At 65.6% G+C, this 13,840-nt stretch carries 18 protein-coding genes; 9 read left to right on the top strand and 9 right to left on the bottom strand.

Annotation, left to right across the window (positions count from 1 at the left end; all coding sequences use genetic code 11):
• Window positions 1-137: 137 nt before the first annotated feature.
• On the top strand, window positions 138-263 hold the full coding sequence (locus ABTY62_RS36225) for a hypothetical protein (RefSeq protein WP_352133658.1): 126 nt from the start codon (window positions 138-140) through the stop codon (window positions 261-263).
• Between the two features lie 602 nt (window positions 264-865).
• Here ABTY62_RS36225 and dapF read toward each other — a convergent pair.
• On the bottom strand, window positions 866-1,738 hold the full coding sequence (gene dapF / locus ABTY62_RS36220) for a diaminopimelate epimerase (protein ID WP_352133657.1): 873 nt from the start codon (window positions 1,736-1,738) through the stop codon (window positions 866-868).
• Entirely contained in the window at window positions 1,735-1,989 is a 255-nt protein-coding gene (locus ABTY62_RS36215; protein ID WP_352133656.1) for a hypothetical protein, read from the bottom strand. The genes dapF and ABTY62_RS36215 overlap by 4 nt, the downstream gene beginning before the upstream one ends.
• Before the next feature lie 117 nt (window positions 1,990-2,106).
• Between ABTY62_RS36215 and ABTY62_RS36210 the strand changes: the two genes are divergently transcribed.
• Complete coding sequence (locus tag ABTY62_RS36210; protein ID WP_352133655.1) at window positions 2,107-2,976, top strand: GntR family transcriptional regulator; 870 nt, start codon at window positions 2,107-2,109, stop codon at window positions 2,974-2,976.
• A 122-nt stretch (window positions 2,977-3,098) separates the two neighbouring features.
• Window positions 3,099-3,947 carry a hypothetical protein gene (locus ABTY62_RS36205; protein WP_352133654.1) on the top strand — a complete coding sequence of 283 codons (849 nt, stop codon included), beginning with the start codon at window positions 3,099-3,101 and terminating at the stop codon, window positions 3,945-3,947.
• A 199-nt stretch (window positions 3,948-4,146) separates the two neighbouring features.
• On the opposite strand, the gene ABTY62_RS36200 is transcribed toward ABTY62_RS36205, so the two are convergent.
• Window positions 4,147-4,536 carry a hypothetical protein gene (locus tag ABTY62_RS36200; protein WP_352133653.1) on the bottom strand — a complete coding sequence of 130 codons (390 nt, stop codon included), beginning with the start codon at window positions 4,534-4,536 and terminating at the stop codon, window positions 4,147-4,149.
• Between ABTY62_RS36200 and ABTY62_RS36195 the strand changes: the two genes are divergently transcribed.
• Window positions 4,525-5,232 carry a hypothetical protein gene (locus ABTY62_RS36195; protein ID WP_352133652.1) on the top strand — a complete coding sequence of 236 codons (708 nt, stop codon included), beginning with the start codon at window positions 4,525-4,527 and terminating at the stop codon, window positions 5,230-5,232. The two genes, ABTY62_RS36200 and ABTY62_RS36195, sit on opposite strands and share 12 nt — an antisense overlap.
• Before the next feature lie 611 nt (window positions 5,233-5,843).
• On the opposite strand, the gene ABTY62_RS36190 is transcribed toward ABTY62_RS36195, so the two are convergent.
• The 3 genes from ABTY62_RS36190 to ABTY62_RS36180 are packed head-to-tail and all read right to left on the bottom strand — an operon-like array spanning window position 5,844 to window position 6,823.
• The gene (locus ABTY62_RS36190) at window positions 5,844-6,101 is read right to left on the bottom strand and encodes a helix-turn-helix domain-containing protein (RefSeq protein WP_352133651.1); all 258 of its coding nucleotides are present in this window, start codon (window positions 6,099-6,101) and stop codon (window positions 5,844-5,846) included.
• A gap of 9 nt (window positions 6,102-6,110) precedes the next feature.
• Window positions 6,111-6,449, bottom strand: a complete 339-nt coding sequence (locus ABTY62_RS36185; protein WP_352133650.1) for a helix-turn-helix domain-containing protein — start codon at window positions 6,447-6,449, stop codon at window positions 6,111-6,113.
• A complete protein-coding gene (locus ABTY62_RS36180; RefSeq protein ID WP_352133649.1) occupies window positions 6,446-6,823 on the bottom strand; it encodes a type II toxin-antitoxin system RelE/ParE family toxin in 378 nt (125 codons plus the stop codon). The genes ABTY62_RS36185 and ABTY62_RS36180 overlap by 4 nt, the downstream gene beginning before the upstream one ends.
• A gap of 699 nt (window positions 6,824-7,522) precedes the next feature.
• On the opposite strand from ABTY62_RS36180, the gene ABTY62_RS36175 reads away from it, so the two are divergent.
• Together ABTY62_RS36175 and ABTY62_RS36170 are read left to right on the top strand one after the other, a co-directional pair.
• Window positions 7,523-8,341: a hypothetical protein gene (locus ABTY62_RS36175; RefSeq protein ID WP_352133648.1), complete on the top strand. Its 819-nt coding sequence runs from the start codon at window positions 7,523-7,525 to the stop codon at window positions 8,339-8,341.
• A gap of 30 nt (window positions 8,342-8,371) precedes the next feature.
• Entirely contained in the window at window positions 8,372-8,680 is a 309-nt protein-coding gene (locus ABTY62_RS36170; protein ID WP_352133647.1) for a hypothetical protein, read from the top strand.
• Window positions 8,681-8,898: 218 nt separating this feature from the next.
• Here the strand turns inward: ABTY62_RS36170 and ABTY62_RS36165 are convergent, their stop codons facing one another.
• A complete protein-coding gene (locus tag ABTY62_RS36165) occupies window positions 8,899-9,504 on the bottom strand; it encodes a hypothetical protein (RefSeq protein WP_352133646.1) in 606 nt (201 codons plus the stop codon).
• 670 nt (window positions 9,505-10,174) lie between these two features.
• On the opposite strand from ABTY62_RS36165, the gene ABTY62_RS36160 reads away from it, so the two are divergent.
• From ABTY62_RS36160 to ABTY62_RS36150, 3 genes are all read left to right on the top strand, one after another.
• Window positions 10,175-10,435, top strand: coding sequence for a DUF7660 family protein (locus ABTY62_RS36160; RefSeq protein WP_352133645.1), 261 nt, complete (start codon window positions 10,175-10,177; stop codon window positions 10,433-10,435).
• Between the two features lie 1,254 nt (window positions 10,436-11,689).
• Window positions 11,690-12,043 (top strand): DUF6247 family protein, encoded by a 354-nt coding sequence (locus ABTY62_RS36155; protein ID WP_352133644.1) that lies wholly within the window; start codon window positions 11,690-11,692, stop codon window positions 12,041-12,043.
• A complete protein-coding gene (locus ABTY62_RS36150; protein ID WP_352133643.1) occupies window positions 12,040-12,303 on the top strand; it encodes a hypothetical protein in 264 nt (87 codons plus the stop codon). Before ABTY62_RS36155 ends, ABTY62_RS36150 begins: the two co-directional genes overlap by 4 nt.
• Window positions 12,304-12,704: 401 nt before the next feature.
• Here ABTY62_RS36150 and ABTY62_RS36145 read toward each other — a convergent pair whose 3' ends face one another.
• Together ABTY62_RS36145 and ABTY62_RS36140 are read right to left on the bottom strand one after the other, a co-directional pair.
• Window positions 12,705-13,043 carry an XRE family transcriptional regulator gene (locus tag ABTY62_RS36145; protein ID WP_352133642.1) on the bottom strand — a complete coding sequence of 113 codons (339 nt, stop codon included), beginning with the start codon at window positions 13,041-13,043 and terminating at the stop codon, window positions 12,705-12,707.
• A complete protein-coding gene (locus ABTY62_RS36140; protein WP_352133718.1) occupies window positions 13,040-13,426 on the bottom strand; it encodes a type II toxin-antitoxin system RelE/ParE family toxin in 387 nt (128 codons plus the stop codon). The genes ABTY62_RS36145 and ABTY62_RS36140 overlap by 4 nt, the downstream gene beginning before the upstream one ends.
• Between the last annotated feature and the right edge of the window lie 414 nt (window positions 13,427-13,840).

The raw sequence follows: 13,840 nt of genomic DNA, 5'->3' as shown, positions 1-13,840 counted from the left end.
ATCACATGACAAACGACATTGACCGCATACCCCTCTTCTGGACTGAGGAGGGACGAACAGCCGAGGTTGTTCGGTGTCATCTTGGTCACTTGGGCTTTCGGGAAACCTTCGAGGCAGTTGGCGGCTGCCCTTACTGCATGCACCCACCCGGCGAACGCGTCGCCGCCCTTCGGGCCAAGCAGGATGCCGAGCGACGGGCCAAGTCCGCCGTGTGCGCCGGCCGGCTGGCCGAGAAGCACAGCAACCACACCGTCCAGCAGTAAGGCATCCGGCATACCCCATGCCCCCATCCGTGTCTTCGGTCAACAACGGTCTACAAGGACATCCAAACACCCACCCACTCAGCCCCGAATGAGAGCATCGCCGCAGGTAAGGCCATATATGCGCCCTCCAAATCCCATCGATTCCCAAGCTCAGAGCACGGTTCGATTCCCGTCACCCGCTCCAGCACAAAGCCCCGGGCCAGCCGCCTGGTGCTGCTTTATTGCTCGGAGCTTCTCTCTGCCAACCCAAAACTCCATATCGACGCTCCAGCCACACCCCGATCACACTTGGGCCAAAGCGATCGAGACGCCTCAGGAGCTGTTGTCTTTCCGGGTGTGATCGATGCGTATCCGCTGGTCGGGGGTAGCGCGGTAGTTCCGTGGGAGTGGTGGCCCGTCGTATCGTCGCTTGCCGGGAGGTCGCGGATGCCGTCGGTCGTCGGACTACTGGCACAGCACGATCTCGCCGCTCGCCGTCGAGTCGACGGGCTGCTGGTGGAGGCCCCACGTGGTGCCAGGCACTTCTGCTGTTCGACCTCGGCCGGCACCGTCCGCTATCCGCCCGTCGCCCCCGAATCGCACTCCTCGACGACCGAGATGGCTCAGAACGTCAGCCGAGCTGTGCCCTGGGCGATGATCGTCGCGGGGCCGGTGAGAAACATGGCACCGTCGGAGCGCACCTCTACATGGAGTCGGCCGCCGGGGGCATCGACGATGTAGCGAGCAGGTCCTGGCTGCGCGGCCTGTCTCATCGCGGCAGCGACCGCGGCGCACGCGCCGGTCCCACAGGCACGTGTTTCTCCGACTCCGCGTTCGTGGACCCGCAGGGCGAGATGCCCCGGACCTTGGTCGACCACGAACTCAACGGTGACACCGAGTGGGTAGATGCCGACCGGCGCGACGATGGGGGACGTACGGAGATCTCCCGCGTGGTCCAGATCGTCGACGAAGGCAACGGCGTGTGGGTTGCCCATGTCGACGTGGAGAGCGGCCCAGCGCCGCTCGGCGACAACGACTTCGATGCCGGTGGTGCCCGGCAGCTCGGGGCGTCCCATCGCGACGGTCACCGGCCCCTGAAAGGTGGGGCTGCGATCGGGGACGTCGACCTGGCGGACCCCGGCCCGGGTCGCGACGGCGAACGTGCCGGGCAAGCACAGGCCGGCGTCCACGAGGTAGCGGGCCAGCACCCGGATACCGTTCCCGCACATGGAGCCGTTGCTGCCGTCGGCGTTGCGGTAGTCCATGAACCACTCGGCGTCCGCGGCCATCGTGGCGGCTTCCGGGGCGGCTGTGCAGCGCACTGCTCGCAGAATGCCGTCGGCGCCGATGCCCGAGCGCCGGTCGCACAGGCGCGCCACATAACTGGCGGACAGGGCGAGTTGCCCGTCGGGGTCGGGCAGGACAATGAAGTCGTTCTCGGCGCCGTGGCCCTTGGCGAAGTGGCAGGCGGTGGCATACGGACGCTGTGTGGTCATGGCCGGGCGCCTTCTCGTAACTCGAAACGCAACCAGGCGATCTGTCCGCTGTCGGTGTCGGTCAGGCCGAACGTGGTGCCCAGGTCAAGGATGGCGACAAAGCTCGACCAGTGGCGGGTGACCTGCTCAGTCACGTCGGTCTCGACGAGGACAGCGCCGGGTTCCTCGGTCACGCGGGGCCGGGTCCCCGTCAAGGCGGTGAGCTGTACGACCGCGAAGTGAATCGCGGCGATCTGGCCGTCATAGCCCACTGCATTCACCGTTCGATCGACCTTCAGTCACCCATGGTGACTTCTAGTTAACTAGCTTCTAGTTAGTGCACTAGATTGTCAATCCGTACAGGTCAGCACTGCGGGTGAGGAGAGGGAATGGCTGGCGACACCTCCGCGTCCCCGGCCCCCTATCTCCGCGTGGCCGCCGCCCTCCGCACTCGTATCACCGCTGGCACGTGGGCACCCGGCGACCGGCTGCCCTCCCGTGGTGAGCTGGGGCGCGAGTTCGGCGTGGGGGAAAATGTCATCCGCCGCGCGCAGGAGTTGCTGATCAACCAGGGCTTACTCGAAGGCCGACCAGGTTCGGGTACCTTCGTCCGTGCGCCATACCCACGCCGCACTATGCTGCGCACCCCCTCGCCCCGGCACAGCGACATCCCTTGTCGCCCCGGACTCGCACCGGCCGGGTTTCACGGCACCTGGGAAGCGGAAAGCACCGCCAAGATTCCTGCGCCGCCCGCCGTCGCCGCCCGACTGTCCACCCAAGCCGACGCCCTGTGCGTTCGTACCACTTACGAGTTTCTGGCCGACCGACAGCCCGTGATGCTGTGTACCAGTTGGGAGCCGATGGCCCTGACCGGAGGCACCGTGGTGGTTCTGCCCGAGGGCGGCCCCCTCGCGGGGCACGGTGTCGTCGCCCGGATGGCGCACATCGGGATCACCGTCGGACGTGTCATGGAAGTGCCCCGCCCGGTTCAGGTCAACCGCGGCCAGGCACACCTGTTGGGGATCGCCGCCGGATCACAGGCGACCCTGATCGAGCGCACCCATTACGACATCGCCGGGCGACCGGTGGAGACCGCGGACATCTTGGTTCCGGCCGAACGATGGGACATCACTTACGACATCCCGCTGACCCCCACGCCGGAGGTGCACACGACGCCGGAGCATGGCCGACGTCGGCCGCAGTCCAGCGCCGGCCACAAGGCACACCCGGGCACCGGGGGGCCACCAGGCACCGTGTGACCGAGTCCCGGAGCTCCGGACCACTCGGCACCGACGAACACTCGATTGGGAGGGGACCCGCCATGTCAGCACCACGCCGCGACCCGGCAACCCGGGTTGTCGACATACTGGCATCGCCCGTGATGAACGCCCTCATCGGTTTAGCAGGGATCGCCATCCCGGTCATCGCCTGGGCCAGCGCGCGTGCCAGCGTCAAAAACGGCCTCTTGGCGGCGGAGACCGTGATCGTCATCGTGATGACAGCCAACCATGTGTGGCTGCGCAAGGCGTTCATCACTCTACGCCGGGTCACCAACCTCAAAACCATGGATGACGCGCACTATTACGACCTGGTCCGCACCCAACTGGAGAGCGAGCTGATCTCCGACTACGGCGAGATCGCCGACGGGCACCTGCGGGTCTACGCGAGCGAAGTCCCCCGCCTGTCAGTGCTGCTGGTCAAGACGCTCATCGATGCCCAGTCGCTGCCCAAGAAGATCCTGGCAGCCGACCTGACCACCAACCCGTCGCTGCTCACCCGCCGACGCGAATACCAGACCGCCAACCGCCGTCTGATCGAGGCCGGCGGAAGTATCGACCGGCTGTTCATCTCCTACCAGGACGACTTGATCCGGGAAGATTACGCACGCCCTCTTCTCCAGCTCATCGACCACCATCGCCAGCTGGGCGTCACCTGCGGCCTCGCCGTCCGCGACCGCCTGCGCGCCGACCAGGCCGTTGACGTCATCATCATCGCGTCCGCCGCCGTACTGGTCGAGGAAGAACAGGGAGACGCCGACTACACCAAGGGGCGCAGCAGCGTCTACTTCAAAGGCGTCGGACGCTGGATCGGCCGGTTCGAATCCGTATGGGGTCACGGCGCCGACTCCGCGCCCATGGCTCTGCAGACCTACGAAGCCATCGTCCGCCCGATGACGGCCGCCGACACCTGGAACGCCGATCGCGTCAAGCAGACCGTCGAAGGGCTGTAAGGGACGGAGCGGGCGCTGTCGGCATCCACGCCGTGAGCACCGCGGCACACAGCGGCTGCCACCTTCGGGTGGCAGCCGCTTTCACATGAGCCGACAGCCGCAACCACCCGAACTAGTTGACTAGATGTACTGTAGGTCACGATCATGCGGAGCAGTCGTCTGCCTTCCGCCTGCTCGGGGACCGCCCATGCTGCTCGCCTTAGCCGTCATTGCCGCCGGACTCGCACTTCGCCAGATCGACCGCATCTGGTTCAACCGAAGACGCCCCCGCATGGCCGACGCCCCCCAGTTGATAGCCCTGCAACGCATTCACGCCAACAACTGGACGCCCAGCCTTCTCCTGGCAGGCCAATGGCTGCAGATATTCGGCTGGTGGATGCTGGCCGGCCTCGGCCCCCTGGGCGCGACAGCAGCCGCGATCGGAGTGGCGGCCCAATTCCGTCACCTTCAGGAAATCAGCCACTTCGCCATCCACGGCGTCCTCGCCCGCACCGGTCGCGCCAACCTGATACTCGCCGAACTCGGCGCGCATTACCCCCTCGCACTCGGGTCGGCGACGGCGCGACGCAAACGGCACGTGCGCGATCATCACCCCAACGCCACACTTCCCGGAGCCGACCCCAACCTCACCGAGCTCTACCAGGCCGGGCTGCGCCCAGGGGCCACCCGCGCGCAGTCGGCCATCGCACTCCTCTATCCGCTCACCCCACGCGGCATCCGGGCAACCGCAGCCGGCCTCGCCGCCAATCTGCGTACCTCATGGGGGCGAGTGGCTGCGGGCGGTGCCATCCTCGGCATCGCGTACCTGGCCGGCGGATGGACCGCGGTGGTCTGCGGTGTCCTCGTCCCGCGAATCCTGCTCTACCCACAGCTCGCCTGGCTCAGCCTGCTGGTCGAACATACATGGTTCGACCCCGACCCCCGCACCGGCTCCCCGGCCTGGGTCGAGGCCGGCCGTTGCCTGCGCCTGTACCCCCGCAACCGCACCCTGGCCGCCATCGCCGCCGCCACCTGGCTGCCGTACGGCGACCTGCACCACTACGCCCACTCCGCACACCCCGCCGTCCGCTGGAACTACCTCCCCGCTCTCGAACGATGCCTGGGAGCACCTCACTTCACCCCGAACGGACTTCTCCTCAGCAGCCACTCCGTGGCCCACCGGCACCTGAATGCCCTCGCCGCCGCCCTCGGGACACCGGCAGAGAGGCCGACCGGGGATCCCTCGAGAGCCATTGGGGACCGCTCCGCCCTCAGAGCCCTCCCGACACCACCCGAAACCCGCTGAAGCCAACCCCCTGACCTGCACGAGTCCTGGCCGGGCCCACCGCCGTGCGGCGGCCGGATACGGCCACCACCGCGCATCAGCCTACTGGCCCCTGTTTAACCGGGCCGCCCCGTGCCGCGCGCTCGGTCGAGAGCCCCGGTGCGGGCAGGGCGGAATCGCCGGACTGCCATTCCCCCTCGGGCCTTGACGAGCCCATCCAAGCCCCCGTCGCGCTGGCCCCGCGCACTGGAGACCCTCAGCGGCTGCGCCCGGCCCCATGCAGACCGGTCGCGCCTGCAATGCGGTATCTGGACGCAGTCATGTCACATTTCGCTTTGCCTCACAAGCGCCCCACGCGGGGCAGCCGGGGGACGCGTGCCCCATCCGTGCCCTTGAGGACAGCTAATGGGGGTCAACAGCGGTGTCATGAAGCCAAGCCGACGGCACCTCTGGGCACACATCTGCGCAGGTCAGAGGCACATGCCCCTTCTAGGCGCCGTTGATTCCCAAGCTCAGAGCGCGGGTTCGATTCCCGTCACCCGCTCCAGCACAAAGCTCCAGGTCAGCGATCTGGAGCTTTGTTATTCTCCAGACCTCACGAAGGTCCTCGTGCCAGAAGGCAGGAGTCCCCATCAGGCGACTTCCCTGGTGCGCGGTGTGAAGCGGACAGTGACCTCGCCGTATTCGGGGGCGAGGTGGATGTCCAGATCGGATTCCATCGCCTGAGCCAGCCGGGAGAGCAGCGGCAGTGTCGGCGTGGTGCCGCCCAGTTCTATGCGCGATATCCCGGGTTGGGTCATGCCTGCCCGACGGGCGAGCTCACTTTGCGAGATACCCAGTGCCCGACGTCTCGCGCGCACCCCATCGGCCAGCCGCTGCCCGTAGTCCACCGTGTACCCCTACGCGGCATGTGTATCGAAGGACACAGCGGTGCTCCCCGAGGGAGCGAGGTGCACATCCACGCCCACCCCCAAAGCCGCAGCCAGCCGGGCCAACAGATCAGAGGTGACCGGCAGTGCCCCACCGACCTCGATACTCTCGACCTCGTCGGCTGAGATACCAAGCCGACGCGCCAAGTCATCCTGAGTAAGCTCCAGTTCGTTGCGACGGTCGTAGACGAGTTGACCGAGCTCCATGGCCAGCCGGATCTGCTCGCGCTCCACTGTCACCTCAGGCGGCTCGGTGTAGCCCTCGGCCAACCGCCGCTCACGGGCCAGCTTCCAACGTGCGTGGTTCACCGCTCCTCCTCGTATGCGTCACGACTGTACGTCTCGTGGGCAACCGGATGCTCCGTCTCGCACAGTTGCTTGGCCTGCCTCGCCCGCTTCACCTCGGCATCCTCGCGCATCTTCGTCTTACGGAAGACCGTCAGCAACACGATCCGCTGTCCAGGAGCGAGCCAGTAAGAGATCCGCACGGCACCGCCGCTCAAACTCAGGCGGAGTTCTCGCACGCCGTCGCCCAGATACCGGGAGTGCGGCTCACCAAGCGTCGTAGGCCGCTCAGCCAGAAGCTCGGCTTTCTCCTCGACCTGCCGGTAGTGCTGCGGCGAAAGATTGGCGAGCCACTGCCGCACCTCCGGCTCGATCTCCACCACATACAACTCGCCCATACCAGAGATCGTATATCACATGAATGATATCGGTGTGCTATCCCGCCTTACCTGTGCACGAGCGGCTGCCCGTGGCCGACTGCCCCCTCAGCTGGTCGGTGGACCACCGCCTGGACATCGCTCGGCGCGCGGGCATCGAGGCGCCCGCTGGCCCATCCGCGCCCCCGATCAACCGCCTCATCGTCCTGGTCCGGTCACGTGGACGTGGGCGGCCTCGGCCTCGCCGACCGGCAGGCAGACCTGGCCGTTGCCACCCGGAGCACGGAGCGGAACGGGCCAGGCTAGGCGGATGCCCTCCTCGACGACTACGGCGTCATTCCTGACCCAGAACGGATCCGACTTCTACCGATGTCGGTGGAACGCAGCCTGAGCCATATTTCCGACAGGCGCACGCACCAGAAGTGGCGGTAAACCACGGTCATCGGCGGTGACACGGTGCCCGGCTGCAGCAACCACCAAGCATCGTCCTCGCAGGTCAGCGGTCGAATGATCGCTCAAGTGCCCGTGATTCCCAAGCTCATGGCCTGTAGCGATCGCCCTGGTGGAGGGCCGCCAAGTCCCCTACAGAGTGCTCGTGCACACCGCAGGCCCGCTGCGCGTAGGCACGGTCAGGCAGGGGTAAGTACACAAGTCGCGCGTCGAGCAAAGGACGAGGCTGGGAGAACAGCAAGTGCCACAGGCACGCATGAGGGAGACTGGTTGAGCTCATCACATGGCAAGTCGGTTTTAAGCTCTCAGTCGGCCAAGCAGGTCGAGGAGGCGATTGCGCGCATCCTTGCCAAGGCGCCGGCCGAACAGCGGCGCCTCGCTGACGGACGCGACACGAAGACCACGCTGGTCGGCATGGTTCGCGAGTGGGGCGAGATCAACGGCGGTGCTTTCGAGATTCGAGCCGCCGGAAGCAAGTGGGTTCATCTGTCTGATGACTCCATGGCCATGGGCGACTTCCGCCCCATGGGTCTCAGCACTGATCTGTGCGCGATCAGCAACCACGCGGCTGCGCGGATCTTTGCGTCCGGCTACCGAGACCCAGTCTTCGGTAATGGGCCGCCCGTGAGCCTCTGGTGCACCACGGCCGTACGTGAGGATGTCATACCGATCACGCTCGCTGTCCTGGACCGGGAACTCACCGGGGCCGTGGCATGCCTGGACTGGTATCTACAGACCCCCTGCACGCCCCGACTGTGCATGCACCACCCAGACGACACCAGAACACCGTTCTGCGGCTCAGCCAGTTGCGCACTGGCGGCACCGGATACGCCGTGTGACTGCGTGTGCGGAGGCTTCCATCATGGGATGGGCGAGAAAGCACTGAAGGCCCCGCTTCCTGGGGCACCCGACTGGTCATCTGCGCCAGCCCCTGTGTGGCAGCCAGGAGCAGGCAGCGTGGAGATCGACCCCATGCATCGACGCATCGTCGGCCGTGACCCCTACAGCCGACACGGTGTACACGTACGCCCACCATCAGCCGCATGGACCGCTTCGGAAGACGCGGCGGCCGCGCGAGACAGAGCCTGACCGACAAACGCCGAGCAGGAGAGGCCGTACATGGCCAAGCCCCGCCTGACCCACGAACAGCACAACGACATCGGACGCACACTCGCTGGCATCGCCGACGAACTCACACGTCGAATCGGCGAGCTCGGCAGCGCCTACCCCAAGAGCGGACCGGCATCTGAGCCCACACGCAAGCTCACGGCCGCGCGAGACGCCGTAAACGCAGCACGGATGGCCCTCGACAAAGCTCTCTTCGCCGAACACCCCGACACAGCTGAGAGCACCGTCTACTACCCTCTCGCCGAAAACCGCAGCCGTGTGGTTGCCCCCACTGGCCGACGTGCTGATACGCCGCAATGACCCGCGTGGCCGTATCAGTTTCCGTCTCATTCATCGCCGTACGCAGCCGTTCAGAGGAGGCTGCATCCCGGGTGGGCACCACGGGCGGATCGCCCATGAACGCAGGTGACCGGCCCCGTACAGGGCCCGGCAAGGCACCAACAGACTTGGCAAGCGTTTGGGGGAAATCGTTTCTTAACACCATGCCCGCAGTCGGTATAGTCCCCGAATCTAGCCACTTATGATTCGGGGGTTCTTACACGGCGCCCCCTTTGAGCGCGCCGCCTGGCCAACTGTTCTTCGATGTCGTTGATGAAGAGAGCCAGGAGATCTCCCTCTTGCACTTTTCTGCCACTGTGCCCAAAGTCTCGGCGAATTGCGGACAAGAGCTCCTCAAAGCTAAATACCGTATCCTCAGATACGAGAACTTGCGCTTCTCGTTTGAATTTAGACCAGGCAATCAGCACATCGTCAGAAGCCCACGTAATTAGATCTGGCGTAATTTCACGCAGGAACTGCGCTACCTCGTCTTCATTCGATGACTCGGGGTTCAGTACCGTCCTCATGAGGCCGCTTACCAGCCTAGTGTAAACAGGTATTTTACTGGCCCGAATCTCTGCTTCGATAGCCTTCTTGCGTTCTACGTAGCGCCCGACAACCAGCGTAAAAACGGTTACGAGAACCGTCGCCATTGCGGTTACCGCTGCGGCGGCAACTGTAGGGTTTACGCCGTGAAAAACTTGATGACCTACGTACCTCGCCAGAAATGCTACGACCTCCACCGCACCGAACAGTAAAGCGGCAAGGATTGCGAGACTACCGATGCCCTTCATGAATGCACGCATGGGTGCACTGTGGCACGAAGTTCGGTGCCGACGAAACGGAATCGCCAGAGGTGAGGGCAACAGCCAGTCGGCTATGGTACGGGTCTTCGTAGTGTGGGCAGAGGGTACCTGTCCACCGCCCGCATCCGCTCCGCAGCTCAGAATCGCGCCAAGTGCCGCTTCGCCCCCTCCATTTCCAGGGCGAGGACGATGGCCGACGGACCTGCCGGACGCTATGGAGCTGTACGGGTCGGCATGTCTGGTGGGGCTGAGCCGATCGGCCAGATGAGCGATTGGAGGCTTGCCCAGTACCGGAGCGGTTCCGCTGACAGCCAAAGCTGACATCAACGACCACGGACGGCAGCGACAGCCATCAGCTACGTGGCATCGACACCCGCGGCAGGCCAGCCAGGCAGGACGGAGATCGAACTCCCAAGTCGGTGGCCAGTGGCTGCTGTACAGCAGGGAAGTACAGCAGCCACCTCAACCACAGTCGACCGACACCGGCCCCCATCGACCAGCTGACCAGGAGACCTCAGCGACTGCCCCGCCCGTAGTTCGAGACGAAGAGGTCAGGCTTCTCCTTGCCCCAGAGGCCACATGATCGCCACCGAACCCAGCCCAACCGGGCGGGCGACCTTGGCTGAACTGCGGATCGAAGAGAGGCGGCAGACCGCACTAAGGTGCCGACATGGAGCAGCTTCCGGACCACCCCGCCCATGGAGTCGACAGCCGCGAAGCCCTGGTGAGCCACATACTCAGCCTGCGGGACGATCTCCTCGAACGAGGAGATGAATGGGAGAACCCCACGCTTGAGCGCTACCTAGAGGCACTGGCGGCATGGATCGAGGGATCACCCGGCTGGTATCGATACTTCGGCCAGGAGATGCCGACGGACGACACCTGGACGTTCTTCGCCCGCGCCCTGAGCGCCGCAGTCGTATACGAGTGACCGGAGCTACCACCGTGCCAGATGCGTGCCAGAACGAGCGGTAAACCACGGTCAACAGGGGCTACCAAGAGCCCCCGCCCAAGATCACACCATGACTCGTTTACCCAGGTCAGCGCAATGATCGGCCGCAATCAACCCGGTGATTCCCAAGCTCAGAGCGCGGGTTCGATTCCCGTCACCCGCTCCACGACGAAGGCCCAGGTCAGCGACCCGGGCCTTGTTTGTTGTCCAGACCTCTTTATGCCTCCCGCGCCCGTTGCGTGCCCGATGGGCTCTGGGCCGCCTCACGGTGTGCCCGTACGCGAGCGTCGAGGCCGCTCACGCTTGGGCGCGAGCTTCGAAGATCACGGCCCTGGATCGGGCTATTGCGGGCAGGTCCGAAGCCCGCCCGATCCGCGGGCCAGCCTACGAGGCCGTGGCAGCGCCAGCCCAGAGCCGTCCGCCGACCTCGGTTACTGTCTGGAGGTCCGGGAGTCGGACGCAACGAAGGGGGCCACAGCCGTGTCGATCCGAGAAAACTTCGCCAAGCTCTTCAAGAGCACGGCCAAGACCCCTGATGGCGACTTGTTCGCGGGAGAACGCCCATGCCAATGTTCGCCGGAGTGGCCCGGCTTGGAGACGACGGCGAACGGCCACATGCTCCCAGCTCAGCCCTCCACCCACTACAGCGTTCTCACGAACCCGGAGTCCGGACCGTTCGTCGCGCGCTGCATCGGTTGTCAGGCGCGCTATCCCCACCCCTGGGTTATCCCGCAGGGTTCGCCGATGCCTTTCGACTGGGCTCGCGATTGAGTTGGGGCCGACCGTTTGCGGTGCAGCCAGCCGCACGCCCGCCGTCGCGAGTACTGCAACAGATGCGCACCAGACCGAGTGGCGCACCACTGTCAATAGGGGTCCGCTCAGGAGTCGAGGCCGGCGCTCTCGCAGCGTCCGTTTCCGCAGCTCAACACCGTTGTGACGACCAAACCACCCGTGATTCCCAAGCCCAGAGCGCGGGTACGATTCCCGTCACCCACTCCAACACAAAGCCCCAGGCCAGCGGCCCGGGGCTTCTCTGCTGCCCGGGGCCGCTGGCCTCCGTCAACCCGCGACGCCGCACCAAGATCTAGGCGCAACGGTCACACTTGGGCCAAAGCGATCGAGACGCGTCGGGTGTTATGTGGCGGACGAGGCGCGGGCGTAGGCTCAGCCCAGCGACCGCAACACGGCCAGGCTCATGATGATCGCGTAGACCGCCGCCCAGGAGACGCTTCGATGACCGAACAGCCTTCTGCCCCCGACGGGCCCCTGATCCCCATGCCGGCACTCACCCCGGCAGCACTCCGCGCGGCGGTCGCCCAGATTGCCCCCGCCCAGCTGCCGTCTTTCGTCGAGCACCTCGACCGCGCCGTCGAACAAGCCGCTGCCCAGAGCACCATCGCTCCACTGCGTACCTTCTTGCAGTGGTGGGGCGAGTTCGTCGCCATCCAGCGCTACCCATCCCGCGCCGCACGCCTGCACGAACTGGAGGCCGTAGCGCAGGAGGCCACCGACCGCGAGACCCTTCGCTCCGCACTCTTCGAGATCCGGCAGATCACGGACCTGGCCCACCACGAGATCTCCGCGTGAGCGATACCTGGACCTGGGACTACGACTCCGACGCCGAGCATGTCGTATGCGGCCTGCCGCCCGAAGTCGTGGCCGAGGTAGAGCGCTTGGCTGAGCAGCTGACGGTCCTGGGTCGGGACGCGGTCGACGTCGGCCGCGGAAATCCGCACGGCGGAGGTCTGCGGACACAGGACATCTTCGGGGGACGGGGCTTCTTCATGTTCATGGCGCTGGAACGCCTTGAGCTGGTTGTGATCACCCGCGTGACATGGCTCGGCTGATCAGTCACTACGGCGCAAGCCCGCATGCGATCGGCCCTTGGCTGCCGCGAGGCGAGCCTGGCGGCCAGGCACACCTGGACGCAGCGCGGCAGGGGTAGCGTCCGCCGCACCAGATGCGCACCAGATACGGCGGTCAGCAGCGGTCAATGACGGGTGCCTGGGTGAGCCCACCAAACTGTCGACGGAATCCGATTACGCAGGTCAAGCGACGTGCTTGGGGCTGATCACCCCGTGATTCCCAAGCTCAGAGCGCGGGTTCGATTCCCGTCACCCGCTCCACGACGAAGGCCCAGGTCAGCGACCCGGGCCTTGTTTGTTGTAGACCTCCGTTCGCCTCCCGCGCCCGTGGCGTCGAACCCGACGCTCGTCTGCACGCACGGACGCCCAGCGCGGAGGTGTTCTCAAGCGACGGTGTACTCGGCGTCCCCGAAGTCCGCGACCACACGCAGCCGACCACCCAGCGCTTCGACGTAGGAGCGGATCGTGGCCAGCTCGGCGCGGTCCAGTTCGCCGTGCTCGATCGCCGAAACCCGAGGCGTGGAGACCCCCATGGAAGCGGCAACTTGGCGCTGGGTCAGCGCCTGCTCGTGCCGGACCTCTGCGAGCTTGTGAGCGCGTACCTCCGCGGTCAGCCGGTCCATCGCCGCCTGCTTTTCCTGCGCAGATCGCACCGGCAGCCCAGCGGCCTCGCGCCGCTCGCGCGCCTTGCGCTTGGTCTCCTCCCAGCTGACCGCGCTCATTCGTACTCCCTGGTTTCAAGATCGGCCAGATGCGCCTGGTAGCGCTTCTCGGCGATCGGGATGTTGGTGTTGTACCAGCCCTGCCAGTTTCCAGCCTTGTCGCCAGCCACCAGCAGTACCGCTCGCCGCACGGGATCGAACGCGAAGAGAATCCGGATCTCGCTGTTCCCAGACGACCCCGGTCTCAGCTCCTTCAGGTGATGGTTCTCAGCACCCTTGATTCGGTCGACCAGTGGGCGACCGAGCGTTGGCCCCGTCGCCGCCAGCATGTCGATGGCGTCTTCCACCTGCTCGGCACTGTCCCAGTCTCCCTCGGCCAGCGTCTCGAACCACGCCGCAACCTCCGCGACGAGGATCACTTCCCATTGAGCCACGGCGTCGATGTTAATGCAAGTGTTAACCCACCATGCCGGACCCGCTTCGCACACGATGGAGCCGTGCCAGATGCGTGCCAGAACAGGCGGGATACCACGGCCACCAGCGGTCATCTCAAGCCCACCGCGCTGACAAGGCCGGAGGCGTATGGCCGGGTCAGCACACTCCTGGGCACTGACAGCCCGGTGATTCCCAAACTCAGAGCCCGGGTTCGATTCCCGTCACCCGCTCCACGACGAAGGCGCAGGTCAGAGACCCGGACCTTGTTTGTTGTCTAGACCTCTCTAGGCATCCCGTGCCCGTTGCGTGCCAGATCAGGCGTCGGGCATGCCGACCGGTCGCCTCGCGTCGGCGTTCACTCCCTGGTGCGCTCGACTGTGTGATCAGCGCCGCCGAGCGACCACATCAGCCATGCTGAAATC

Source organism: Streptomyces sp. NPDC097640, assembly GCF_040302705.1.
Lineage (GTDB): Bacteria > Actinomycetota > Actinomycetes > Streptomycetales > Streptomycetaceae > Streptomyces.
This window is presented reverse-complemented; position numbering and strand designations above follow the sequence as displayed.